The organism is Streptomyces sp. NPDC096339, from assembly GCF_044762985.1.
Lineage (GTDB): Bacteria > Actinomycetota > Actinomycetes > Streptomycetales > Streptomycetaceae > Streptomyces.
In genome coordinates, this window is record NZ_JBIWFI010000065.1 from 1 (window position 1) to 22046 (window position 22046).

Here is a 22046-nt window from a genome sequence, read left to right on the forward strand (position 1 = left end):
TTTGGCACGCTGTTGAGTTCTCAAGGAACGGACGCTTCCTTTGTACTCACCCTCAGCAACACTGGCTGGGGGCTTTCCTCCGGGCTTTCGTTCTGCTGTCTTGCGTTTCCAACTCTACCAGATCATTTCCGCGTCGTTTCCGGCTTGGATTTGAATTCGGTGACCGTTGGAGGTCTGTGCCTTTCGGCGCTCCGCTACGTTAGCGCTTTTCCCTTGCGACTCATAATCGAGCCGCCGGCCGGGAATTCGGGCATGCCGAATAGAACCCCGCCAGGGGTAAGTCGTAGGTAGTGGGTTGGCCGCTCCGGGATCTGCCGATGGCAGTGCCCCGTAAAAGCGGCTCGAGCTACGTTAGGCGTCCGGCAGGGGCGAGTCAAGTTGAGCGACGGCGTGGCGCGTGGGCGCGGTACGCGCTCACCGTCGGGTCGTGCGTGATCCAGAAGCGGTACGGGTGGGCCGCGCCCGCTCCGCCCACTCCTGTGCGCGGGCCGCTGCTCACCAGGTCGGGCGCGGTGGGGGTGCCGGCGAGGAGGGACAAGGGGGACTTCGGGCCGGCGCAGAGGTCCGCGCCGTCCAGGGATCGGTCCACGTCCAGGGCCGTGGCCAGTCGGGCCGGGCCTTTGGCCAATTCCCTGGGGTATCTGGCTGAAACCCGACGTTTGGCGGCGAGCTCGGCACCCGTGGTGATCTCGCCCGCGCGGATCAGGACCCCACTCGCGTGGTCCTGTGGGCCGCACACCAGGTTGAGGCTGAACCACATGCCGTAGATGAAGTAGACGTACGCGTGTCCGGGCGGCCCGAACATCGATGCGTTGCGAGCGGTGCGGCCCCGGTAGGCGTGGGATCCGGGGTCGGACTCCCCCTCGTACGCCTCCACCTCCGTGATGCGCAGTTCGATGGGGCCGTCCGCTGTGTGTCGGACGAGGGTGCGGCCCAGGAGGTCGGGGGCCACGGTGAGGACCGGGCGGTCGAAGAAGGACCGGGCCAGGGGCGTACGGTCAGGGCGCGCGCTCATCCGGTCGAGCGTAGTGGAACGCGCGCGCCTGGAACCGGGGCCTAAGGTTCCGCGTTTGTAAGAGGTAGTCGCGGCGCAGTCGCCACACCTACACAAAGTGCCTTCAAGGGGAGTTTGAGCATGGGGTTCAAGAAGCTGTTCGCGAGCCTGGGTGCCGGCGGTGCTTCGGTGGACACGATCATCACCGAGCCGAACGTCGTGCCGGGCGGGATCGTCCAGGGCGAGGTGCGGATCCAGGGCGGTTCCGTGGAGCAGCAGATCGAGGGGCTGTCGGTCGGGCTTCAGGCGCGTGTGGAGGTGGAGGGCGGCGACCAGGAGTACAAGCAGGACATCGTCTTCACCAAGCAGCGTCTCGGCGGTGCCTTCCAGGTGCAGCCCGGTGCCGTGCACGTGGTGCCCTTCGGGCTGGAGATCCCCTGGGAGACGCCGATCACCCACTTCGGGGGTCAGCACCTGCGCGGGATGAACATCGGGGTCAGCACCGAGCTGGAGATCGCGCGTGCGGTGGACGCGGGCGACCTCGACCCGATCAACGTGCACCCGGTGCCGGCGCAGCAGGCGATCCTCGACGCGTTCCGCCAGCTCGGGTTCTCCTTCCGCAGCGCGGACATGGAGCGCGGGCACATCCGCGGGACGCGGCAGACGCTGCCCTTCTACCAGGAGATCGAGTTCCTGCCGCCGTCGCAGTACCGGGGGCTGAACCAGGTCGAGCTGACCTTCGTCTCGGACGGGCACGAGATGGACGTCGTCCTGGAGATGGACAAGAAGCCGGGGCTGTTCACCGAGGGCAGCGACACCTACCGCTGCTTCCAGGTGGGGCTGCAGTCGTACCAGGGGACGGACTGGGCGGCTTACCTGAACCAGTGGATCGCCTCGGTGGGCTCTCAGCGCAACTGGTTCTGAGCCGATGGGGGAGGGCCCGGACCGCCACCGCGGTCCGGGCCCTCCGTCGTCGTCGCCCCTCCTGACGGTGCGTCGGCCCCTAGGATCCCGGGTGATCAGTCTTCCCCGTCCGAGACAGGAGGTTCCGTGGTGGCCGAGCAGAAGAGGGCTCCCCTGCCGCACGCTTTCCACCCCGAGGTGCACGAGTTCACGGTGACGAGCACGGATCTGTCGCCCGGTGCCGATCTGGGTCCCGACCAGGTGCTCTCGGGCGGGAACCGCTCGCCGCAGCTGCGGTGGGAGGGGTTTCCGGAGGGGACGAAGAGTTTCGCCGTGACGTGCTTCGATCCGGATGCGCCGACCGGGAGCGGATTCTGGCACTGGGTGCTGTTCGACCTCCCGGTGTCCGTGACCGAGCTGCCGGGCGGGGCGGGCAGTGGGAAGTTCGAGGGGCTGCCCGCCGGGGCGGTGCACGTGCGCAACGACTACGGAACCAAGGAGTTCGGCGGGGCGGCTCCGCCGGCCGGGGAGCGGCACCGGTACGTGTTCACCGTCTACGCGGTGGATCAGGAGAAGCTCGGCCCCGGCGAGGACGTGTCCCCGGCCGCGGTGGGCTTCAACCTGCGGTTCCACTCGCTGGGGCGGGCCCAGCTGATCGGTGAGTACGAGGCGCCCGCCGGCTGATCTCTTCTTCTCGTGTTTGCCCGGTCCTGGTCTAAAGACGGCCTGGACCGGGCATTTTTATTGCGTTGTCCCGCGTGGCGCGCGCGGCCAGAGTGGTTGCGGGCCCTGCCGCCAGGGTGGTCGCGGGCCTGCACACGGGAGGTGGGCGAGATGCGGGACACGCTGGTGCTGAATGCGAGCTTCGAGCCGCTGTCGACGGTGACGTTGAACCGGGCCGTGGTCCTGGTGCTCCAGGACAAGGCCGTCGTCGAACAGTCGCACCCCGATCTCCGTGTGCGCGGCGCCACCATGGATCTTCCGATGCCCCGGGTGATCCGGCTCTGCAGGTACGTCCGGGTGCCCTTCCGAAGACATGCTCCCTGGTCACGGAGGGGGGTGTTGGTCCGGGACCAACACCGGTGCGCGTACTGCGGGAAGCGCGCGACGACCGTGGACCACGTACTTCCGCGGGCCCAGGGGGGCGGGGACACCTGGCTCAACACGGTGGCCTCGTGCGCCGAGGACAACCACCGCAAGGCGGCGAGGACTCCGGAGGAGGCGGGGATGCCGCTCCTCCGGAAGCCCTTCGTACCGTCTCCGGCGGACGCCATGCTGCTGGCCCTGGGGGTGAACGGGCGGGACGTACTGCCGGAGTGGCTCGAGCGTTCCGCATGATGTGCCGGTCCGCTGAGTGACGTAGTTCTTCTACGGCACTCAGCGGATCAGCAGTTGAACGATCGCGAGGATGCCGACGGTCACGATGACCGCTCGCAGGACGGTCGGCGAGAGGCGGCGGCCGACCTTGGCGCCGATCTGGCCGCCGATGGTGGAGCCGACGGCGATGAGCAGGACGGCCGTCCAGTCGAACTCCGCGACGAAGAGGAAGACGACGGCCGCGATTCCGTTCACCAGCGCGGCGATGACGTTCTTGACGGCGTTGATCCGCTGCATGTCCTCGTGGAGCAGCAGGCCCATCAGGCCGAGGTAGAGGACTCCTTGGGCGGCGCCGAAGTAGCCTCCGTACGCACTGGCGAGCAGCATTCCGCCGAGGAGCGCGGGGCCGCCGTCGGGGTGGCCCGGGTCGCCGCCGGTGGTCTCCTGGCGGCGGCGCAGGTAGGCGGCGAGGCGGGGCTGGAAGACGACGAGCACGAGGGCCAGTCCGATGAGGACGGGCACGATCGTGTCGAAGGAGTCCGACGGCAGGGTGAGGAGCAGGACGGCTCCCGCGAGACCGCCGACGAGGGACACCGCGCCGAGCCTCAGGATGCGGGAGCGCTGGCCCTGGAGTTCCTTGCGGTAGCCGATGGCCCCGCTGATGGAACCGGGCACCAGGCCGAGGGTGTTGGACACGTTGGCGGTGACCGGCGGGAGGCCGGTGGCAAGCAGCACCGGGAAGGTGATCAGGGTGCCCGAACCGACGATGGTGTTGATCGTGCCGGCACCGATGCCGGCGGCGAAGACCGCGAGTGATTCCCAGATGGACATGGGCGGGGTCGTCCCCTTTGCGTGAGTGAGTCGCCTCCCCGCCATGAAGGTCGAGGGGCCTCACTGATCATGCCCGAGGGTACGGCGGCCGGAGGGGGCCGGGGGCAGGATCCCCTGTCCCCCGGCCCCCTCCGGTCCCTCTAGTCGATGGGGGGCTGCTCGCGGCGCTGGGCGCCGATGCCGCCGCCCTCCGTGCCGGCGCCGTCCTTGCCGGTGCCCTGCGGATTGAAGCCCGAACCACCCGCCATCGGACCGAAGTTGCCCATGGCGCCGGAGAGGCCCTTGAGGGCGTCCCCGATCTCGCTGGGCACGATCCAGAGCTTGTTGGCGTCGCCCTCCGCGATCTTCGGGAGCATCTGGAGGTACTGGTAGGCGAGGAGCTTCTGGTCGGCGTCGCCTGCGTGGATGGACTCGAAGACCGTACGGATGGCCTGGGCCTCACCCTCGGCCTTCAGCGCGGCGGCCTTGGCCTCACCTTCGGCGCGCAGGATCGAGGACTGCTTCTCACCCTCGGCGCGCAGGATCTCCGACTGCCGGACACCCTCGGCCTGGAGGATCGCGGCGCGCTTGTCGCGGTCGGCGCGCATCTGCTTCTCCATCGAGTCCTGGATGGAGGTCGGCGGCTCGATCGCCTTCAGCTCCACGCGGTTGACGCGGATGCCCCACTTGCCGGTGGCCTCGTCGAGGACCCCGCGCAGGGCCGCGTTGATCTCCTCGCGGGAGGTGAGCGTCCGCTCCAGGTCCATGCCACCGATGATGTTGCGCAGGGTGGTGACGGTGAGCTGCTCGATCGCCTGGATGTAGCTGGCGACTTCGTACGTGGCGGCCCGTGCGTCGGTCACCTGGTAGTAGATGACGGTGTCGATGTTGACGACCAGGTTGTCCTGGGTGATCACCGGCTGCGGCGGGAAGGGGACGACCTGCTCGCGGAGGTCGATCCGGTTGCGGATCGAGTCGATGAACGGCACGACTATGTTGAGGCCCGCGTTCAGGGTGCGCGTATAGCGGCCGAACCGCTCGACGATGGCGGCGCTGGCCTGCGGGATCACCTGGATCGTCTTGACCAGTGCGATGAAGACCAGAACCACCAGAATGATCAGGACGATGATGATCGGTTGCATGCGGTTCTCCCCGTGCCCTTCCGGCTGTCTGTGCTGCCCCGTTGAACGGAGTCTCGCAGACCCGGGGCCCGCGAGCAGGCTGCTTGTCACATGACGACGGCGGTCGCCCCGTCGATCTCCACGACGTCGACCGACTGGCCCGGTTCGAAGCTGGTGTCCGCGTCGAGGGTGCGCGCCGACCAGATCTCACCGGCGAGCTTGATCCGGCCGCCCCGGCCGTCCACGCGTTCGAGGACGAGGGCGCTCCTGCCCTTCAACGCGTCGATCCCGCTGCGGTGTTGGGGCCGCTGGTCGCGGTGCCGGTTGGCGAGGGGCCGTACGACGGCGATGAGCGCGACCGACACGATCACGAAGACGAGGACCTGGGCCACCACTCCCCCGCCGAGGGCCGCCGTGACGGCGGCCGCGACCGCGCCGACGGCGAACATCCCGAACTCCGGCATCGCGGTCAGGACGAGGGGGATGCCCAGTCCGACCGCGCCGATGAGCCACCACACCCACGCGTCGATGTCCACATGGTCATGGTAGGCGGGGTGGGCGCGGCCGGAACAGGGGGCGTTGGCCTTCGCGTTGGCCTTCGCGTTGACGTTCGCGCCGGTCTTCGCCTGGGCGTTCGCCTGGGCGTTCGCCTGGGCGTTCGCGCCGGCGCGGGTACCCGCTAGCGCAGGGGCAGGCCCTGGGCGGTCCAGCGGTCGTTCCCGTTGCGCTCGACGATCAGCGGGAGGCCGAAGCAGAGCGAGAGGTTGCGGGAGGTCAGTTCGAGGTCGATCGGGCCCGCGGTGACGACCTTGCCCTGGCGGATCATCAGGACGTGGGTGAAGCCGGGGGCGATCTCCTCGACGTGGTGGGTGACCATCACCATGGAGGGCGCGAGCGGGTCGCTGGCGAGGCGGCCCAGGCGGCGTACGAGGTCCTCGCGGCCGCCGAGGTCCAGCCCGGCGGCCGGCTCGTCGAGGAGCAGCAGTTCGGGGTCGGTCATCAGGGCGCGGGCGATCAGGGTGCGCTTGCGCTCGCCCTCGGAGAGGGTGCCGAACTTCCGGTCGAGGTAGTCGGTCATGCCGAGCCGGTCGAGGAAGGCGCGGGCGCGCAGCTCGTCGACCTCCTCGTACTCCTCCTGCCAGGTCGCCGTCATGCCGTAGGCCGCGGTGAGGACGGTCTGCAGGACGGTCTGGCGCTTGGGGAGCTTGTCGGCCATCGCGATGCCGGCGACGCCGATGCGGGGGCGCAGTTCGAAGACGTCGCTGCCGGGCTTGCCGAGGGTGCTGCCGAGGATCGTGGCGCTGCCCTTGGTGGGGAAGAGGTAGCTGGAGGCGAGGTTCAGCAGCGTGGTCTTGCCGGCGCCGTTCGGGCCGAGGATCACCCAGCGCTCGCCCTCCTTGACCGACCAGGAGACCTGGTCCACCAGCGCCCGGCCCTCGCGGACCACGGATACGTCCACCAGCTCCAGAACATCGCTCATGAGCGTGTTGTCACCCCTTGCAGTCACGGTTCTGTGCCCGCCTGTAGGCGCGGCCCCAGGGGAAAACCTACGCCACTCGGGGAGGGGTCCGGGGCCGGGGCCCGGCGCGGGGCCGGATCCGTAGAGTGGGGGGATGCTTTTCGAACCACGTTCAGGGCGGCTGGCCGCCTGGGGGAACGCACTGCTGGCCGGTCTGGTCTCGCCCGACGAGGCCGTGTTGTCGATCGTGGGCGAGGACTCCGTGCACCGGGTGGCGGGGCTGCCGGGTGAGGCGGAGCCGGTGGGGCTCACGCTGGCGCTCGGCCGGCTGCGGGCGCTGGGCGCGAGCGGGCTGCGGATCGCGCTGCCGGCCCCGGGGCATCCGCTGGGGCTGAGCGGGCCGCCGGAGTTCAACGCGCGGGCGCTGGAGGCCGAGGAGGCCGTGGTGTGCGTGGGCGCCGCGCTGGGCCTGGTGCCGGAGGTGGCCGAGGCGGGCCCGGCGGGTGACGTGCACGTCTCCGTGGTGTGGCACTGCCTGCCGGTACGGGAGGCCCCGCCGGCGGACGTGCCCTCGCTGGGCGAGGCGGAGCGGGAGCTGGCGGAGGCGCTGCGCGAGGCGACGGTGGTGCTGACGCGGCTGGACGTGGCGGGGTCGGGGCCGGTCGCGGAGGCAGCGCTGTCGGCGTACCGGGCGCGGGCGGAGGCGGGGCCGTCGGACAAGGCCCTGGCGCCCGGGTATCCGGCACGGGCCGTGCGGGTGCTGTCGCTGGCGCAGCGGGTGGACCTGATGGTGTCGCTGGCGTACGAGAGCGGGCACGGGGGTGCGGTGTCCTCGTCGGAGATGGCGGCGCGGGCGGAGGCGTTGCGGCCGGTGGAGCGGGTGGCCCGGCGGGCGCTCGTCGCGGCGTACAACTCGGCCGTTGAGGAGCGGCTCCGCTAGTCGCCTGCCGCGGGCTCGGGGGACATGCGGTGCGGGGGTGCGGGCCGGGCCGAGCGGGCTGCGCCCCGGCTCCTGGGGCTCCGCCCCAGACCCCGCGCCTCAAACGCCGGCGGGGCTGGTTTTGCCCGGCGGCGCCGATTGGCCCGGGCGGGCTTCGACCCGGGTATCGGGGGCTCCGCCCCCGGGCCCCGCGCCTCAAACGCCGGCGGGGCTGGTTCGGGCCGGCGGCGCCTGGTTGTACCCGAAGCGCCTCGGCCCCGCTTCCCGGGGAGAGGGGGGAAGCGGGGCCGGTGTGGGTGCGCCGCGTCATGCGGGCCCGCGCCGGCGACGGACGGAGTCCGTCGCCGGGCCTCGAAGCCCGCGAAGCGGTGCGAGAGGCACCGTCAGGAATTGACGCCCGTGTTGCCCCAGGCGCCGTTCAGCAGGCCGATCGCGGTGACCGAGTTGCCCACGACGTTGACCGGGACGTGGACCGGGACCTGGAGCAGGTTCCCGGAGGCCACGCCGGGCGAGTTCAGGGCCTCGCCCTCCGCCGACGCACTGCCGTGCGCCGAGGAGACACCCGCGCCGGCGGCGAGGAGGCCACCCGCGATCATGGTGACTGCTGCGGCCTTCTTGAAGTTCTTCACGTTCTCGTCCTCCAGTACGTCTGCCGCGACCAGCCGTCGCGGCACGTCATGGAGAACGGTCGGCCCGTGATCGGGATGCGCCGTACGGGTCACATACACCCGACCGTATGAATCTCGGATTGGTCCGATTTACTCGGCCAGGCCGTGCCTGACGGCCCAGAGCGCGGCCTGGGTGCGGTCCGCGAGGTCCAGTTTCATCAGGATGTTCGAGACGTGCGTCTTGACCGTCTTCTCCGACAGGACCAGCGCACGGGCGATCTCCCGGTTGGAGCGGCCGTCCGCGATCAGGCCCAGGACCTCGCGTTCGCGGTCGGTGAGGGAACCCGGGCGGCCCGTGCCGCCCTGGTTCTGCTCCTCCTGGGAGAGGAGGGCCTCCGCCACCTCCGGCTGGAGGACCACGTGGCCCGCGTGGACTGAGCGGATCGCGTCGGCCAGCGCGTCGGGGTCGATGTCCTTGTAGACGTATCCGGCGGCTCCGGCGCGCAGTGCGGGGATCGCCGTCCGCTGTTCCGTGAAGCTGGTGACGATCAGTACGCGGGCGGGGTTGGCGAGTCCGCGCAGCCGGCGCAGGGCCTCGATGCCGTCCGTGCCCGGCATCTTCACGTCCATGAGGATGACGTGGGGCCGGAGCTCCTCGGCGCGGGCGATGCCCTCCTCGCCGTCGGAGGCCTCGCCGACCACCTCGATGTCCTCCTGTACCTCCAGGAAGGTGCGCAGGCCGCGGCGGACCACCTGGTGGTCGTCGACCAGCAGGATGCGGATGCGGCCGGAGTCGTCAGCCACCGGGGACCTCCATCTCGATCGTGGTGCCCGTGCCGGGCTCCGAGTGCACGGTGAGCCGGCCGCCGACGCCGCCGGCCCGGTCCCGCATGGAGACCAGGCCCAGGTGGCGGCCCGCGCGGCGGACGGTCCGCGGGTCGAAGCCCTTGCCGGAGTCCCGGACCGCGAGCACCGCTCCGCCGCCGTCGGTGCGGGCCAGGGTGACCTCGACGCGGTCGGCGCCCGAGTGGCGCAGGGCGTTGTGGAGGGCTTCCTGGGCCACGCGCAGGAGTGCTTCCTCCTGGGTCGCGGGCAGGGCCCGTACGCCGTCGCAGGTGAAGGTGACGTGCGCGGTGTGCGCCCGGTCGAGTACCTGGACGTGGGTGCGCAGGGTGGCGACGAGGCCGTCCTCGTCCAGGGCGGCCGGGCGCAGCTCGGTCACGGCGGCGCGCAGTTCGTCGGCGGCCTCGGCCGCGAGGGCGGACACCTGCTGTAGCTCGTCCTTGGCGCGGGCCGGGTCGCGGTCCACGAGGGCGGCGGCGGCCTGGGCGGTGAGGCGGAGCGAGAAGAGCTTCTGGCTGACGGCGTCGTGCAGCTCGTGGGCGAGGCGGGAGCGCTCCTCGGCGATGGTGAGTTCGCGGCTGCGCTCGTAGAGCCGGGCGTTGGTCAGGGCGATGGCCGCGTGCTGGGCGAGGAGGGCGAGGAGTTCCTCGTCCTCGTCGGTGAAGCCGTCCGGCCCCTTCTTGTTGGCGAGGAAGAGGGCGCCGAGGATCTCCTCGCCGTCGCGGACGGGCAGGCCGAGGAAGTCGGACATCTCGGGGTGCGCGGCCGGCCAGCCGCCGAAGCGCGGGTCCTGGCGTACGTCGGCCAGTCGCTCGGGGGCCTCCTTGTGGAGCATCGAGGCGAGGATGCCGTGCTGGCGGGGCAGGGGGCCGATGGCCCTCCACTGCTCCGGGCTGATGCCGTCCACCACGAACTGGGCGAAGCCTCCGTGGTCGTCCGGGACGCCCAGGGCCGCGTACTCGGCGTCCAGGAGCTCGCGGGCCGACACGACGATCGTGCGCAGGACGTCGCGGACCTCCAGGCGGCGGCTCATGGCGAGCAGCGCGGTGCTCACGGCGGCCAGGCCGGTGCGTTCCGGTCCTTTGCGTCCTTTGTGCATGGGCTCACCGTACCCACGACCGTGACCTGCGGGATCGGGCCTCGGGCGTAGGTCCAAGGGACCGGTACGGGTGGGGCCGGCGGCCGACGCGGCGGGGGGTGCGGGCTTCCTAGGTTGGGGGCATCTGCTGATCGGGGACGGAAGGGTGTGGGTGCGGTCATGTCGGTGGCGATCGTGACGGGGGCTTCGCGTGGATTGGGCCGGGCGCTGGCCGGGGAGCTGGCGGCGCGCGGCTGGGACCTGGTGCTGAGTGCGCGGGGCGCGGGGGCTCTGGAGGAGGCCGCGGCGGAGTCGGCGAAGGCGGGCGGAGGGGCGGCGCGCAGCGCCTCGATGAGGGGCGGCGGTCGGGCGACGGGTGGGCGGGTGGTGGCGGTGGCCGGGGACGTGTCCTCGGCGGCGCACCGGGCGGCGCTGGTCGCGGCGGCGCGGGAGCTGGGCGGGCTGGATCTGCTGGTGAACAACGCCGGGGTGCTGGGGGCGGAGCCGTTGGTGCCGCTGGCGGAGCATGCGCTGGACGGGCTGCGGGAGGCGTTCGAGGTGAACGTGGTGGGGCCGCTGGGGCTGCTCCAGGAGGGGCTGCCGCTGTTGCGGGCCTCGGCGGCCGGGGCGGTGCTGAACATCAGCTCGGACGCGGCGGTGGTTCCGTACGCGACGTGGGGGGCGTACGGGGCGACGAAGGCTGCGGGCGACCTGATGTCGGCCGTGCTGGCGGGAGAGGAGCCGGGGCTGCGGGTGTGGTGGGCGGATCCGGGTTCCATGCGGACGCGGATGATGGCGGCGGCCGAGCCCGGGGAGGACCTGACGGGGCTGCCCGCGCCGGAGGAGGTGGCGCCGGTGCTGCTGGCGCTGCTGGACCGGTGGCTGCCGAGCGGGCGCTACACGGCCGATCGTCTCGCGGCGGGCGGGGTGGCCGCGGGGGAAGGGGGTGGTGGCGCCGACGGAGCGCCCGGCGGGGTGCCGGACGGTGTGGCCGGTGTCGGTGCGACCGGAGCGGAGGGATCGCTGTGAGGACGGGGGCCGGGCCCGGGGAGGGACTGTATATAACGGACATTCCGCCGGAGCTGTCGGCGCGGGTGCCCGTAGAGCAGCGGGGGCCGGGGCTGGGGCGGGATTCCGTGCGGCTGCTGGTCTCGCGGGGCAGTACGGAGGTGTCGCTGCACGCCTTCCGGGAGCTGCCGGGGCTGCTGCGGGCGGGGGACGTGCTGGTGGTGAACACGTCGGCCACGCTGGCGGCCGCCGTGGACGGCCGGCTGGGCCGCGAGGAGGTGGTCGTGCACTTCTCGACCCGTGGGGACAGGGAGTACCCCCGGACGGAGTCCGGGGGAGGGCGCTGGGCGGTGGAGCTGCGGGAGCCGGCCGGCCGGGGTACGACCCGCAGGCGGGCCGGCGGGCCCGCGGGCGGTCTGGTGGAGCTGCCGGGCGGGCATCGGCTCGTACTGGAGGAGCCTCTCGACGCCGGGGCGGACCGGCTGTGGTGGGCGCGGCCGTCCACGGAGGTGCCGGCGCTGCTGCGGGCGTACGGGCGGCCGATCCGGTACGCGTACACGGAGCGGGACCAGCCGCTGTCGGTGTACCAGACGGTCTTCGCGGTGCCGGCCGCCGACGGTTCGGGCTCGGCGGAGATGCCGAGCGCGGGTCGGCCCTTCACGGCGGAGCTGGTGGCGCGGCTGGTGAGCCGGGGGGTGCAGTTCGCGCCGCTGACGCTGCACACGGGGGTGGCCTCGCAGGAGGCGCACGAGCCGCCCTACCCGGAGCGGTACGAGGTGCCGGCGACGACGGCCTGGCTGGTGAACGCCGCCAGGGCCGCGGGCGGCAGGGTGATCGCGGTGGGGACCACCGCCGTGCGGGCCCTGGAGTCGGCCGCGGATCGGGACGGGGTGGTGCGCGCGGCCTCCGGGTGGACCGGGCTGGTGGTGACGCCGCAGCGCGGGGTGCGGGTGGTGGACGGGCTGCTGACCGGGCTGCACGAGCCGGAGGCGTCCCATCTGCTGATGCTGGAGGCGGTCGCGGGGCGGGACGCCGTACGGCGCGGGTATGCCGAGGCGAGGGCCCGGCTCTGCCTTTGGCACGAATTCGGGGACGTCCATCTGCTACTCAAGGATGAGATCCGTAACTGATTGCATTGCTGTAGCAACGCTTGGTGAATTCGTTACGTGCCCGATGTGAGCCCGCGCATAGGACCCAGATCACTTACGAAGTCGCCTAGTGGACGGATAAAGGTCCTGTCAGCACGGGTGCGCCTAGCGCCGAGGTCGAAATTCGGGCCTCGGCGCCCGCCCCTGATCCACTAAGCGGGATCGTACGTCACACCTTTGCCACAGCTTTTTGCCACCGCTAAGAATTGCCCTCGTCGCACAGCGCCGCGGATCCCGGATCCACTCGGCGCTTTCCTGCGGCCCCCGCGATTCGAAGAGGTTGCCCGATCATGTCTGCTTCCAGCACCCCCGGTCACAGTCGTCTGACGAAGGCACACAAGCTGTCCATTGCCGGTGTCGCCACGTTCAGCGTCGCCGCGCTCGCCTTCTCCCTGGTCCCGGCCGACGCCGCCGAGGTCACCGAGGTGACCGCCGCCGCCCCCGTCGCCTGGACCAAGGTCGTCGACGGTGCGCAGACCAAGGCAATGCACGGCCACCTCTCCGCGCAGCAGGTCATCGCCGACGCGAACGCGAAGGCCGCGGCCAAGGTCAAGGCCGACGCCAAGGCCAAGGCGGACGCCGACGCCAAGGCCAAGGCCGAGGCGGCTGCGAAGAAGGACCGCGAGCAGAAGGCCGCCGCGAGCCGCTCCGCCGCCCGCACCCCCGTCTTCGCGAACAACCTGGACGGCTGGATCAAGGAAGCGCTCTTCATCATGAAGCGCGAGGGCATCCCGGGCACGTACGCCGGTATCCACCGCAACATCATGCGCGAGTCCAGCGGCAACCCGATGGCCATCAACAACTGGGACATCAACGCCAAGAACGGCATCCCCAGCAAGGGTCTGCTCCAGGTCATCCAGCCGACCTTCAACACGTACCACGTCAAGGGCACGAAGTTCGACCTGTACGACCCCGTCGCCAACATCGTCGCCGCCTGCAACTACGCGGCCGACCGCTACGGCTCGATGGACAACGTCAACAGCGCCTACTAGGCCCCGCTGACACGGCAGCCCCCATACGCCTCAGGGGCGGCACCCGGATTCCGGATGCCGCCCCTGAGGCGTTTCGTGCGTGGGAGCACGCGGGCCGGGTTACTTGCCGGCGCGCATGACCTCGGGCTCGTGGCGGCGCAGCAGGCGCTGGACCGCGAAGCCGCAGGCGACCCCGATGAGGATCAGGATGGTCATGTTCAGGCTCCACTGGCCGACCGTGGCCTCCCAGAGCGGGTCGGTGTTGGTCGGGTTCTGCTGGTCCCACGGCGGCATGAGCTTGCCGAGGTTCAGCGTGGTGCCGGCGGCGGCGATGGCCCAGCGGGAGGGCATCAGCCAGGCGAACTGCTCCAGGCCCGGGGAGTCGTACACCTGGAAGAGGATGCCGGTGAACACGACCTGGACGATCGCGAACATGACCAGCAGCGGCATGGTCTTCTCGGCGGTCTTCACCAGCGAGGAGATCACCAGGCCGAACATCATCGAGGTGAAGCCGAGCGCGATGACCGACAGGCAGATCTCGACGGCCGGCGGCATGATCAGGCCCTCGGCGGGCAGGTCGCGCGGGAAGAAGCCGATCGCGCAGATGATCACGCCCTGGATGGCCGTGATGACGCCGAGGACGATCACCTTCGACATGAGGTACGCGGACCGGTAGAGGCCCGTCGCGCGCTCACGCTCGTAGATCACTCGTTCCTTGATCAGCTCACGGACCGAGTTGGCGGCGCCCGAGAAGCACATGCCGACGCAGAGGATCAGCATGATCGTGCCGGCGTCGCCGTTGAAGCGGGACGGCGCCACGGGGGGCGCGAGACCGAACTTCGCGGGGATCACCGTGGAGACCACACCCAGGACCGCGGGCAGGAGCACCATCAGGGCCATGAACCCGAGGTCCGAGGCGATCACGGAGACGTAGCGGCGGATCAGCGTGAACAACTGCGAGCCCCAGCCCTGCGGGGTGCTCGGGCGCATCTGCTGGGCCGGCGGCATGGCGACCGACTGCGGGGCGACCGCGTCGAGGTCGGCGGCGTAGAGCTGGTAGTGCTGCGAGCCCTTCCAGCGGCCGGCCCAGTCGTAGTCGCGGTAGTTCTCGAACGCCGAGAAGACGTCCGCCCACGTGCTGTAGCCGAAGAAGTTCAGCGCGTCGTCCGGCGGGCCGAAGTAGGCGACCGAACCACCCGGGGCCATGACCAGCAGCTTGTCGCAGATGGAGAGCTCGGCGACGGAGTGGGTGACGACGAGGACCGTGCGGCCGTCGTCGGCGAGGCCGCGCAGCAGCTGCATGACGTCGCGGTCCATGCCCGGGTCGAGGCCGGAAGTCGGCTCGTCCAGGAAGATCAGCGACGGCTTGGTGAGCAGCTCCAGGGCCACGGACACGCGCTTGCGCTGACCACCGGAGAGCGCGGTGATCTTCTTGTCCTTGTGGATGTCGAGCTTGAGCTCGCGCAGCACCTCGTCGATGCGGGCGGCGCGCTCGGACTCGGCGGTGTCACCGGGGAAGCGCAGCTTGGCCGCGTACTTGAGGGCCGTGCTGACCTTCAGCTCCTTGTGCAGGATGTCGTCCTGCGGGACCAGGCCGATGCGCTGGCGGAGCTCCGCGAACTGCTTGTACAGGTTGCGGTTGTCGTAGAGGACGTCACCCTGGTTGGCGGGCCGGTAGCCGGTCAGCGCCTTGAGCAGCGTCGACTTGCCGGAGCCGGAGGGGCCGATGACGCCGATCAGCGACTTCTCCGGGACGCCGAAGGTGACGTCCTTGAGGATCTGCTTGCCGCCGTCGACGGTGACCGTGAGGTGGCGGGCCGAGAAGGAGACCGCGCCGGTGTCGACGAACTCCTCGAGGCGGTCGCCGACGATGCGGAACGTCGAGTGGCCGACGCCGACGATGTCGTTCGGGCCGATCTGCGCGGAGCCGGACTTGGGCAGCGGCTGACCGTTGACGTAGGTGCCGTTGTGGCTGCCGAGGTCGTGGATCTCGAAGCGGCCGCCGGTCGAACGGAACTCGGCGTGGAGGCGGGAGACCTGGAGGTCGGAGACCACCAGCTCGTTCTCCAGCGCACGGCCGATCCGCATGACGTGGCCCAGCGAGAACTGGTGGAACGTCGTCGGGCTGCGGTCGCTGTAGCCGGGCGCGGCGCCCTGCGCCGGGCCGGGCGCGGCGGCGGCTCCCTGCTGGTGCGGGAAGTGCGGCTGCGCCTGCTGCTGCGGCTGGGCGTACTGCTGCTGGGCGTGCTGCTGCTGTTCCCAGGCCTGCTGCGCGGCCTGCTGCTGGGCCTGGTAGGCCGGGGCCGCCTGCTGCGCGTAGGCCTGCTGGTGCTGCTGCGCGTGCTGCTGGGGCACGGCCTGCTGCGGCGCGGCGGCAGCGCTCAGATTCAGCCGCGGGCCGTCGGTGGCGTTGCCCAGGTGGACCGGCGTGCCCGGCACGAGTTCGGTCTGCTGGACCCTCGCACCGTGCACGTAGGTGCCATTGGTGCTGCCGTGGTCCTCGATGCCCCAACCCCGGCCGTTCCAGGCGATGGTGGCGTGCCGCCACGACACCCGGGCGTCGTCGATCACCACGTCTCCCTGGGGGTCGCGCCCCAGCGAGTACGACCTGGACGGATCGAGCGTCCAGGTCCTTCCATTCAATTCCAGTACGAGTTCCGGCACTCCAGCCCCACTTAAGTCCCCCGAGAATCCCCCTGACATCAGGGAGTCTAGGGATGGCGAACATCCGGGGGAACTATTTCAGGCCCGGGGCCACATGTGGAATCGGGGCCACGATACGGCCTCCACGCCTGCCCGTTGACGGGGGTGAAAGTCGCCCGGAGAGTGAGGAAGGGGACTTCTCGCCCGCTCGGCCCGGCTCGGGGGAACCGCGTATGCCCGGTGTGCGTCCCGTTCGTTGGGGGAAGTGCCGACGTCCTGCTCGGTACGCCGAACGGGTCCTGGCTGGGCGTGCCGCTGCGGGGGCCTGGTCATCGGGTGACCTGGCGGCCCGGCCGTCCCCGGGGCCCTCCCCCACCTCCGGGTGGGTGAAGACCACCGACCCGGTCCGGCGCGGCCGACGCCCTCCGTGCGGCGAGCCGACTCGCTGCCACCCCCGCGCCGGCGGGGTCGGGTGTGCGGTGGGGCGCTCCCGCAGGGCGTCGAACGCACCCCGTTTCCCCTCCTCACCCGCTCGAACCGTTCGACGCCCGAGGAGGTGCCCCGGCGCGCGCGCCCGGCCCCGACGGCCCTTCGCGTGCGGGCCGCCCCGGGGTGCCGCTGCGCGGAGCACTCCCCTACCCGCCCTTCATCCGTTCCCCGGGGCTCCGCCCCGGACCCCGGTCCTCAAACGCCGGACGGGCTGAAAGACCCGAGGGCTCCGCCCCCGGACCCCCGCGCCTCAAACGCCGGCGAGGCTGGAGGGGGACCCGGGCCTCAACCGCCGGCGAGGCGGGAGGGCCTGGGGCCGGAGGTGGGGGCGGGTGGGGCTCGGGTGTCGTGGGTCACTCGTCGGCGGGGCTGGGCAGGGGTGGAGAGCCCGGGCGGGCCCCGGCGGGGCCGGATCGGGGGTGGCCCGGTGGGGCTGGGGGTGCGGAGTTGGAGGCGCAGGGAAAGCGTGTCGCCCGTAGGGTGGGACGGGGGTCCTGGAGTGGGGGGCGGGAAGATACGGTGAGGGCACCATGAGCGCATCGCAGACCTCCGACGTCCCCACCCTCCTCGTCAAGATCTTCGGCAAGGACCGTCCCGGGATCACCGCCGGGCTGTTCGACACCCTCGCCGCCTACTCGGTCGACGTCGTCGACATCGAGCAGGTCGTCACCCGTGGCCGCATCGTCCTGTGCGCCCTCGTCACCCGGCCCGCCGGCGGAGCCGAGGGCGAGCTGCGGGCCACCGTCCACAGCTGGGCCGAGTCGCTGCGGATGCAGGCCGAGATCCTCTCCGGAACCGGTGACAACCGGCCGCGCGGCAGCGGCCGTTCCCACGTCACCGTGCTCGGGCATCCGCTGACCGCCGAGTCCACCGCCGCCATCGCCGCCCGGATCACCGCGACCGGCGGCAACATCGACCGTATCTTCCGGCTCGCCAAGTACCCCGTGACGGCGGTGGAATTCGCCGTCTCCGGCACCGAGACCGAACCGCTGCGCACCTCGCTGGCCACGGCCGCCTCGCAGATCGGCGTCGACGTGGCCGTGGTGTCGGCCGGGCTGCACCGCCGGGCCCAGCGCCTGGTCGTCATGGACGTGGACTCGACGCTGATCCAGGACGAGGTGATCGAGCTCTTCGCCGCGCACGCCGGCTGCGAGGCCGAGGTCGCCGAGGTGACCGAGCGGGCCATGCGCGGTGAGCTGGACTTCGAGCAGTCCCTGCACGCCCGGGTGGCGCTGCTCGCGGGGCTGGACGCCTCCGTCGTGGACAAGGTCCGCGCCGAGGTGCAGCTGACGCCGGGGGCACGGACCCTGATCCGTACGCTCAAGCGGCTCGGCTACCAGGTCGGCGTGGTCTCCGGCGGATTCACGCAGGTGACGGACGATCTGCGGGAACGGCTGGGGCTGGACTTCGCCTCGGCCAACACCCTGGAGATCGTGGACGGCAAGCTCACCGGCAAGGTCACCGGCGAGATCGTGGACCGGGCGGGCAAGGCCCGGCTGCTGCGCCGGTTCGCGGCCGAGGCCGGGGTGCCGCTGGCCCAGACGGTGGCGATCGGTGACGGTGCGAACGACCTGGACATGCTGAACGCGGCCGGTCTGGGCGTGGCCTTCAACGCGAAGCCGGTGGTCCGCGAGGCCGCGCACACGGCGGTGAACGTGCCGTTCCTGGACGCGGTGCTGTACCTGCTCGGGATCACCCGCGAGGAGGTCGAGGCCGCCGACCTGGCGTGACTCGTACGGCACGCGAACGGGCCCCGGCAGCAGTGCGCAGCCGGGGCCCGTTCGCGTGCGGCGGACTTCGTACGGAGTCCGCGAGGGGTTCAGTGACCCTTCGGGGTCCAGTAGTCGAGCAGCGTGCCCACCCCGTGCTCCAGGGACTTCCACGAGCCGGTGAAGGAGACGACGGCGAGCGCCGCCGTGGGGAATCCCGTACGGGTCATCCGTGCGAGCGTGTCGTCCTTCGCCCTCCCGGAGAGGGCGTCGGCGAGGGCGTGCATGCCGGGGTTGTGCCCGATGACCAGGAGGTCCGCCACCTCGTCGGAGGTCTCGTTGAGCAGGGCGATGATCTCGCCGAGCGAGGCGTCGTAGAGCCGTTCCTCGTAGTGGGTCTTCGGCCGGTGCGGCATCTCCTGGACGGCGAGCTTCCACGTCTCGCGCGTACGGGCGGCGGTGGAGCAGAGGGCCAGGTCGAAGGCGATGCCGGTTTCGGCGAGCTTCAGACCGGCGGCCGGTGCGTCCTTGCGGCCGCGGTCCGCCAGCGGGCGTTCGTGGTCGGACACATCGGGCCAGTCGGCCTTGGCGTGCCGGAGGAGGGCGATCCTGCGGGGTGTGTCGGCGCTCATGACTCCCAGCTTCGCATGAAACGGGGGGTGCGGCGCAGGGTGTTGAAGGGGTCAGGCGACGGCGCGCAGGAGCTGTTGCGCGACCTGGACAAGCGCCGGGCCCTCGCCGGTGGCGGCCTCGGCCTGGCCGGATCCGGCGAGGAGGAGCAGGAGGAGGCCGAAGGCGAGGGCGGGCAGGGCCAGTGCCCACCAGTGCAGCCGGGCGTCCGCGCCGAACCGGGAGGTGGGGGCGGACGGGCGGGTGCGGGTGTGCGTGGGGGCCGACATGGCCGCCTCCGTGGGTGTGCGGGCGGGGTGTGCGGACGGGACTGGCTCTCTGTCCTCGAATCTATGGATTCGAGGGAGCCGTTCACATCGGGGGCACACCCCACTTCACCCTGACCCTGACCCCCTAGGGGTGGTGGGGTTACCCCTACCTCAGGGGGAGGCGAGCGTCGCGACGATCGCGATGACGACGGTCACGACGAGCATCGCGCCGAGCACGAGGCCGAGCTTCTTGTGGCCGTTCTGCGGGTTTGGTTCAAGTACGGGCGACATGCCGGTCAGTCTGCCATGCCGCATTCGTCCTCGATCGTGCGGTCCCGGCCGGCCAGGACGCCCAGCACGATCTGCGGTACGAGGATCCCCGCCATCAGGGCCAGCGGCAGGTCCCAGCCGCCGCTGTGCTGGTAGAGGGCGCCGATCAGGAGGGGGCCGGGGATGGACATGAGGTAGCCGGCGCTCTGGGCGAACGCGGAGAGCTTGACGACCCCGGCCGGGGACTTGGCACGCAGCCCTATGAGGGTGATGACGAGGGGGAAGGCGCAGTTGGACACGCCGATGAGCAGCGCCCAGGCCCAGGCTCCGGCGACGGGGGCGAGGTACAGCCCGAGGTAGCCGGTGAGTCCGAAGAGGCCGAGGGTGACGGCGATGGCGCCCTGGTTCTTCATCCGGCCGGCGAGGCCGGGGATGACGAAGGAGAGGGGGACGCCCACGGCCATGGTGACGGCGAGGAGCACGCCGGCGGTGGAGGCGGAGACTCCGGCGTCGCGGAAGATCTGCGGCAGCCAGCCCATGGTGATGTACGCGCCGGTGGCCTGGAGGCCGAAGTAGGAGGCCAGGGCCCAGGCGGTGCGGCTGCGGACGACGCGGGGGCCGGTGTCGGCCGCGCGCAGGGTTCCGGCGGAGGCCGCGGCCGCGCGCTCCTCCCGGCGGGCGGTGCGGGCGATGGGCAGCCACGGGAGTACGGCGATCACGGCGAGCACGGCCCAGACGAGCAGGCCGGTGCGCCAGCTGCCGCCGAGGGCGTCGGTGAGCGGGACGGTCGCGGCGGCCGCGAGGGAGGTGCCGGAGGCCAGCGCCATGGAGTACAGGCCGGTCATGGTGCCGACCTTCTCCGGGAACCAGCGCTTCACGATGACCGGGACCAGGACGTTGGTCACGGCTATGCCGGCCAGGGCCAGGGCGCTGGCGGCGAGGAAGCCGGCGGCGTTGCTCGCGAAGGAGCGGATCACCAGGCCTGCGGCGACGGCGGCCATGGCCGCGCACACGACGGCGGCCGGGCCGAAGCGGCGGGAGAGCCGGGGCGCGGTGACGCCGAAGACGGCGAAGCAGAGGGCGGGGACGGAGGTGATCAGTCCGGCGACGGTGCCGCTCATGCCGAGGCCCTCGCGGGTCTCCTCGAAGAGGGCGCCGAGGCTGGTGATGGCGGGCCTCAGGTTGAGGGCGGCCAGCACGATGCCGACGATGAGCAGCGGGCCCAGCCAGGCCGGCTGCGCCGGTGCCTGCCGGGTGGGGGCGGCGGCGTGCCGGGACTGGATTTCTTCGTCGAGCATTCCGCCATCATAGAATCATGGGATGATTGGTTGTCCAGTCACTTCTGTGTAAACAACACGTGTTTTCCGAGAGGACCCCATGCCGCTGACGTCGCCCCGGCGCTCCGCTCTCGTCGACCAGGTGATCGCCCAGCTGCGGAACCAGATCACCTCCGGCGAGTGGCCGGTCGGCTCCCGCATCCCCACCGAGCCGGAGCTGGTGGAGCTGCTCGGCGTCGCGCGCAACACCGTGCGCGAAGCGGTGCGGGCACTGGCGCACAACGGGCTGCTCGACATCCGGCAGGGTTCGGGCACGTACGTGATCGCCACGAGCGAGCTGGCCGGTGTGATGCACCGCCGCTTCGCCGGGGCCAATCCGCGGCACATCGCGGAGCTCCGCTCGACGCTGGAGTCCTCGGCGGCCCGGCTGGCGGCGGAGCGGCGCAGCGAGCGTGACCTCGTACAGCTGGACGCGCTGCTGGCGCGGCGCGAGGAGGCGTGGGCGGGCGGGGACGCGGAGGTGTTCGTCGCGGCGGACGTGAGTCTGCACATGGCGGTGGTGACGGCCTCGCACAACGACGTGCTGATCGAGCTGTACGCGGACCTCGGCGATCTGGTGGCCGACTGGCTGCGCTCGGACGTGGGGACGGAGCTGCGCCCGGAGGCGCATGTGGACCACGCCCGGCTGATCGAGGCGATCCGGCGGGGCGACGGGGACGCGGCGGCCTCGGAGGCCGCGGGCTATCCGTTCGTCTGCCTCGGCCGGGAGTCGTAGGGCCTCTCCGGCGGACGGGCGCCGGAGAGGGCCGTCGGTGTCCGGAGCGTGTCGGCAACGGAGCCGCCGGGGCGTTTCGGCGACACGGCAGGGCACCGTCGGACGGCCCCGGGGGCGTCACGGCCGCTGGTGGCTGACCCAGGCCGAGCGGACTTCCTTCCAGCAGCGGCTGGTGAGCTCGACGCGGCCGGCGGGGCCGACGGACACGGGGGCGCTGTCGCCGTCCAGGTCCCACCAGCGGTCGCATTCGACGTGCAGCCGCACCAGGTCGGTCTGCGGGTAGCCGTTGTGGCAGCGCGCCGTCACCTGTGAGCCCGAGATCTCGGTGTCGCAGTCGGCGCCGAAGAGTTCCGCGGCGGGGGGTCGAGCGGGCTGTACGGGGGGCTCGACGGCGATGTCCGAGAGGTCCACGACGGTCTGCGCCTCGGGACCGGCCGCGGGGTCGCCCCCGCCGGGCCGTGCGGAGGCTCCGGGGATCAGGAGCCCGGTCAGGACCACGGCTGCGACCAGCAGCGACACCGCTCCGCTCGGCCTCGCGCGCACTCCCGCACCTCCTCCCCGCAAGGTCCGGGAAGATCCCGGCCTGGTCAGTTTGCAGGCATATGTCCCGGTTTTCGACTCGGGAAGATCCGATCAGCCCGTGAACATCCGATCGAACCCGTACGGAAAACGGCGGCGGGGGGGGGGGGGCCCCCCCCCCCCCCGGGCGCCCCGCCCCCCCCCGGGGGGGGGGGCCCCGGCCCCCCCCCCCCCCCCCCCCCCCCCCCCCCCCCCCCCCCCCGGGGCGGGGCGGGGGGGGGGCGGG

The 22046-nt window shown here is 71.6% G+C and carries 23 protein-coding genes; 9 read left to right on the forward strand and 14 right to left on the reverse strand.

All coding sequences use genetic code 11. The features are described 5' to 3' along the window. Positions 1-373: 373 nt before the first annotated feature. On the reverse strand, positions 374-1015 hold the full coding sequence (locus ACIQ5Y_RS39255) for a DNA-3-methyladenine glycosylase (protein WP_403892176.1): 642 nt from the start codon (positions 1013-1015) through the stop codon (positions 374-376). Positions 1016-1135: 120 nt separating this feature from the next. Between ACIQ5Y_RS39255 and ACIQ5Y_RS39260 the strand changes: the two genes are divergently transcribed. The 3 genes from ACIQ5Y_RS39260 (at position 1136) to ACIQ5Y_RS39270 (ending at position 3235) form a co-directional block, all read left to right on the forward strand. Continuing rightward, positions 1136-1918 (forward strand): sporulation protein, encoded by a 783-nt coding sequence (locus ACIQ5Y_RS39260; RefSeq protein ID WP_403892179.1) that lies wholly within the window; start codon positions 1136-1138, stop codon positions 1916-1918. A gap of 129 nt (positions 1919-2047) precedes the next feature. Further along, complete coding sequence (locus tag ACIQ5Y_RS39265) at positions 2048-2581, forward strand: YbhB/YbcL family Raf kinase inhibitor-like protein (RefSeq protein ID WP_403892182.1); 534 nt, start codon at positions 2048-2050, stop codon at positions 2579-2581. 150 nt (positions 2582-2731) lie between these two features. After that, positions 2732-3235, forward strand: a complete 504-nt coding sequence (locus ACIQ5Y_RS39270) for an HNH endonuclease (protein ID WP_376661611.1) — start codon at positions 2732-2734, stop codon at positions 3233-3235. 39 nt (positions 3236-3274) lie between these two features. On the opposite strand, the gene ACIQ5Y_RS39275 is transcribed toward ACIQ5Y_RS39270, so the two are convergent. The 4 genes from ACIQ5Y_RS39275 to ACIQ5Y_RS39290 all read right to left on the reverse strand — a co-directional run bounded on the left by ACIQ5Y_RS39275 (position 3275) and on the right by ACIQ5Y_RS39290 (position 6625). Then, on the reverse strand, positions 3275-4045 hold the full coding sequence (locus ACIQ5Y_RS39275; protein ID WP_403892185.1) for a sulfite exporter TauE/SafE family protein: 771 nt from the start codon (positions 4043-4045) through the stop codon (positions 3275-3277). Positions 4046-4185: 140 nt separating this feature from the next. Next, positions 4186-5166 (reverse strand): SPFH domain-containing protein, encoded by a 981-nt coding sequence (locus ACIQ5Y_RS39280; RefSeq protein ID WP_403892188.1) that lies wholly within the window; start codon positions 5164-5166, stop codon positions 4186-4188. An 86-nt stretch (positions 5167-5252) separates the two neighbouring features. Continuing rightward, positions 5253-5681, reverse strand: a complete 429-nt coding sequence (locus ACIQ5Y_RS39285) for an NfeD family protein (protein WP_403892191.1) — start codon at positions 5679-5681, stop codon at positions 5253-5255. A gap of 143 nt (positions 5682-5824) precedes the next feature. Further along, the gene (locus ACIQ5Y_RS39290) at positions 5825-6625 is read right to left on the reverse strand and encodes an ABC transporter ATP-binding protein (protein WP_403892194.1); all 801 of its coding nucleotides are present in this window, start codon (positions 6623-6625) and stop codon (positions 5825-5827) included. Positions 6626-6758: 133 nt separating this feature from the next. On the opposite strand from ACIQ5Y_RS39290, the gene ACIQ5Y_RS39295 reads away from it, so the two are divergent. After that, entirely contained in the window at positions 6759-7544 is a 786-nt protein-coding gene (locus ACIQ5Y_RS39295) for a hypothetical protein (protein WP_403892197.1), read from the forward strand. A gap of 383 nt (positions 7545-7927) precedes the next feature. Here ACIQ5Y_RS39295 and ACIQ5Y_RS39300 read toward each other — a convergent pair whose 3' ends face one another. The 3 genes from ACIQ5Y_RS39300 to ACIQ5Y_RS39310 form a co-directional block, all read right to left on the reverse strand. Next, positions 7928-8173, reverse strand: a complete 246-nt coding sequence (locus tag ACIQ5Y_RS39300; protein ID WP_403892234.1) for a chaplin — start codon at positions 8171-8173, stop codon at positions 7928-7930. 129 nt (positions 8174-8302) lie between these two features. Continuing rightward, complete coding sequence (locus tag ACIQ5Y_RS39305; RefSeq protein ID WP_403892200.1) at positions 8303-8956, reverse strand: response regulator; 654 nt, start codon at positions 8954-8956, stop codon at positions 8303-8305. Beyond that, positions 8949-10094 (reverse strand): GAF domain-containing sensor histidine kinase, encoded by a 1146-nt coding sequence (locus ACIQ5Y_RS39310; protein WP_403892203.1) that lies wholly within the window; start codon positions 10092-10094, stop codon positions 8949-8951. Before ACIQ5Y_RS39310 ends, ACIQ5Y_RS39305 begins: the two co-directional genes overlap by 8 nt. A 159-nt stretch (positions 10095-10253) precedes the next feature. On the opposite strand from ACIQ5Y_RS39310, the gene ACIQ5Y_RS39315 reads away from it, so the two are divergent. The 3 genes from ACIQ5Y_RS39315 (at position 10254) to ACIQ5Y_RS39325 (ending at position 13221) form a co-directional block, all read left to right on the forward strand. Further along, the gene (locus ACIQ5Y_RS39315; protein ID WP_403892206.1) at positions 10254-11102 is read left to right on the forward strand and encodes an SDR family NAD(P)-dependent oxidoreductase; all 849 of its coding nucleotides are present in this window, start codon (positions 10254-10256) and stop codon (positions 11100-11102) included. Next, positions 11093-12211 carry an S-adenosylmethionine:tRNA ribosyltransferase-isomerase gene (locus tag ACIQ5Y_RS39320; protein WP_403892237.1) on the forward strand — a complete coding sequence of 373 codons (1119 nt, stop codon included), beginning with the start codon at positions 11093-11095 and terminating at the stop codon, positions 12209-12211. Before ACIQ5Y_RS39315 ends, ACIQ5Y_RS39320 begins: the two co-directional genes overlap by 10 nt. Before the next feature lie 308 nt (positions 12212-12519). Beyond that, positions 12520-13221 carry a transglycosylase SLT domain-containing protein gene (locus ACIQ5Y_RS39325; RefSeq protein ID WP_403892209.1) on the forward strand — a complete coding sequence of 234 codons (702 nt, stop codon included), beginning with the start codon at positions 12520-12522 and terminating at the stop codon, positions 13219-13221. A 99-nt stretch (positions 13222-13320) separates the two neighbouring features. Here the strand turns inward: ACIQ5Y_RS39325 and ACIQ5Y_RS39330 are convergent, their stop codons facing one another. Next, the gene (locus tag ACIQ5Y_RS39330) at positions 13321-15903 is read right to left on the reverse strand and encodes an FHA domain-containing protein (protein ID WP_403892212.1); all 2583 of its coding nucleotides are present in this window, start codon (positions 15901-15903) and stop codon (positions 13321-13323) included. A gap of 959 nt (positions 15904-16862) precedes the next feature. Here ACIQ5Y_RS39330 and serB point away from each other — a divergent pair. Continuing rightward, positions 16863-18062: a phosphoserine phosphatase SerB gene (gene serB, locus ACIQ5Y_RS39335; protein WP_403892215.1), complete on the forward strand. Its 1200-nt coding sequence runs from the start codon at positions 16863-16865 to the stop codon at positions 18060-18062. Between the two features lie 89 nt (positions 18063-18151). Here serB and ACIQ5Y_RS39340 read toward each other — a convergent pair whose 3' ends face one another. The 4 genes from ACIQ5Y_RS39340 to ACIQ5Y_RS39355 all read right to left on the reverse strand — a co-directional run bounded on the left by ACIQ5Y_RS39340 (position 18152) and on the right by ACIQ5Y_RS39355 (position 20487). After that, positions 18152-18673, reverse strand: coding sequence for a SixA phosphatase family protein (locus ACIQ5Y_RS39340; RefSeq protein WP_403892218.1), 522 nt, complete (start codon positions 18671-18673; stop codon positions 18152-18154). Between the two features lie 51 nt (positions 18674-18724). Beyond that, positions 18725-18940: a hypothetical protein gene (locus ACIQ5Y_RS39345; protein WP_403892221.1), complete on the reverse strand. Its 216-nt coding sequence runs from the start codon at positions 18938-18940 to the stop codon at positions 18725-18727. 150 nt (positions 18941-19090) lie between these two features. Then, positions 19091-19210, reverse strand: a complete 120-nt coding sequence (locus ACIQ5Y_RS39350; RefSeq protein ID WP_376661561.1) for an SGM_5486 family transporter-associated protein — start codon at positions 19208-19210, stop codon at positions 19091-19093. Between the two features lie 5 nt (positions 19211-19215). Continuing rightward, positions 19216-20487: a CynX/NimT family MFS transporter gene (locus ACIQ5Y_RS39355; RefSeq protein ID WP_403892224.1), complete on the reverse strand. Its 1272-nt coding sequence runs from the start codon at positions 20485-20487 to the stop codon at positions 19216-19218. Between the two features lie 79 nt (positions 20488-20566). On the opposite strand from ACIQ5Y_RS39355, the gene ACIQ5Y_RS39360 reads away from it, so the two are divergent. After that, positions 20567-21241, forward strand: coding sequence for a FadR/GntR family transcriptional regulator (locus tag ACIQ5Y_RS39360; RefSeq protein ID WP_403892227.1), 675 nt, complete (start codon positions 20567-20569; stop codon positions 21239-21241). A gap of 117 nt (positions 21242-21358) precedes the next feature. On the opposite strand, the gene ACIQ5Y_RS39365 is transcribed toward ACIQ5Y_RS39360, so the two are convergent. Then, on the reverse strand, positions 21359-21784 hold the full coding sequence (locus ACIQ5Y_RS39365; protein ID WP_403892231.1) for a hypothetical protein: 426 nt from the start codon (positions 21782-21784) through the stop codon (positions 21359-21361). Positions 21785-22046: the final 262 nt, after the last annotated feature.

Bases quoted from the DNA above. Each gene is read 5' to 3' on its own strand.
- ACIQ5Y_RS39280 (WP_403892188.1), bottom strand. From the start codon at position 5,166: ATGCAACCGATCATCATCGTCCTGATCATTCTGGTGGTTCTGGTCTTC.
- ACIQ5Y_RS39315 (WP_403892206.1), top strand. From the start codon at position 10,254: ATGTCGGTGGCGATCGTGACGGGGGCTTCGCGTGGATTGGGCCGGGCG.
- ACIQ5Y_RS39360 (WP_403892227.1), top strand. From the start codon at position 20,567: ATGCCGCTGACGTCGCCCCGGCGCTCCGCTCTCGTCGACCAGGTGATC.
- ACIQ5Y_RS39340 (WP_403892218.1), bottom strand. From the start codon at position 18,673: ATGAGCGCCGACACACCCCGCAGGATCGCCCTCCTCCGGCACGCCAAG.
- ACIQ5Y_RS39330 (WP_403892212.1), bottom strand. From the start codon at position 15,903: ATGTCAGGGGGATTCTCGGGGGACTTAAGTGGGGCTGGAGTGCCGGAA.
- ACIQ5Y_RS39355 (WP_403892224.1), bottom strand. From the start codon at position 20,487: ATGCTCGACGAAGAAATCCAGTCCCGGCACGCCGCCGCCCCCACCCGG.
- ACIQ5Y_RS39310 (WP_403892203.1), bottom strand. From the start codon at position 10,094: ATGCACAAAGGACGCAAAGGACCGGAACGCACCGGCCTGGCCGCCGTG.
- serB (WP_403892215.1), top strand. From the start codon at position 16,863: ATGAGCGCATCGCAGACCTCCGACGTCCCCACCCTCCTCGTCAAGATC.
- ACIQ5Y_RS39325 (WP_403892209.1), top strand. From the start codon at position 12,520: ATGTCTGCTTCCAGCACCCCCGGTCACAGTCGTCTGACGAAGGCACAC.
- ACIQ5Y_RS39270 (WP_376661611.1), top strand. From the start codon at position 2,732: ATGCGGGACACGCTGGTGCTGAATGCGAGCTTCGAGCCGCTGTCGACG.
- ACIQ5Y_RS39350 (WP_376661561.1), bottom strand. From the start codon at position 19,210: ATGTCGCCCGTACTTGAACCAAACCCGCAGAACGGCCACAAGAAGCTC.
- ACIQ5Y_RS39260 (WP_403892179.1), top strand. From the start codon at position 1,136: ATGGGGTTCAAGAAGCTGTTCGCGAGCCTGGGTGCCGGCGGTGCTTCG.
- ACIQ5Y_RS39275 (WP_403892185.1), bottom strand. From the start codon at position 4,045: ATGTCCATCTGGGAATCACTCGCGGTCTTCGCCGCCGGCATCGGTGCC.
- ACIQ5Y_RS39255 (WP_403892176.1), bottom strand. From the start codon at position 1,015: ATGAGCGCGCGCCCTGACCGTACGCCCCTGGCCCGGTCCTTCTTCGAC.
- ACIQ5Y_RS39295 (WP_403892197.1), top strand. From the start codon at position 6,759: ATGCTTTTCGAACCACGTTCAGGGCGGCTGGCCGCCTGGGGGAACGCA.
- ACIQ5Y_RS39290 (WP_403892194.1), bottom strand. From the start codon at position 6,625: ATGAGCGATGTTCTGGAGCTGGTGGACGTATCCGTGGTCCGCGAGGGC.
- ACIQ5Y_RS39345 (WP_403892221.1), bottom strand. From the start codon at position 18,940: ATGTCGGCCCCCACGCACACCCGCACCCGCCCGTCCGCCCCCACCTCC.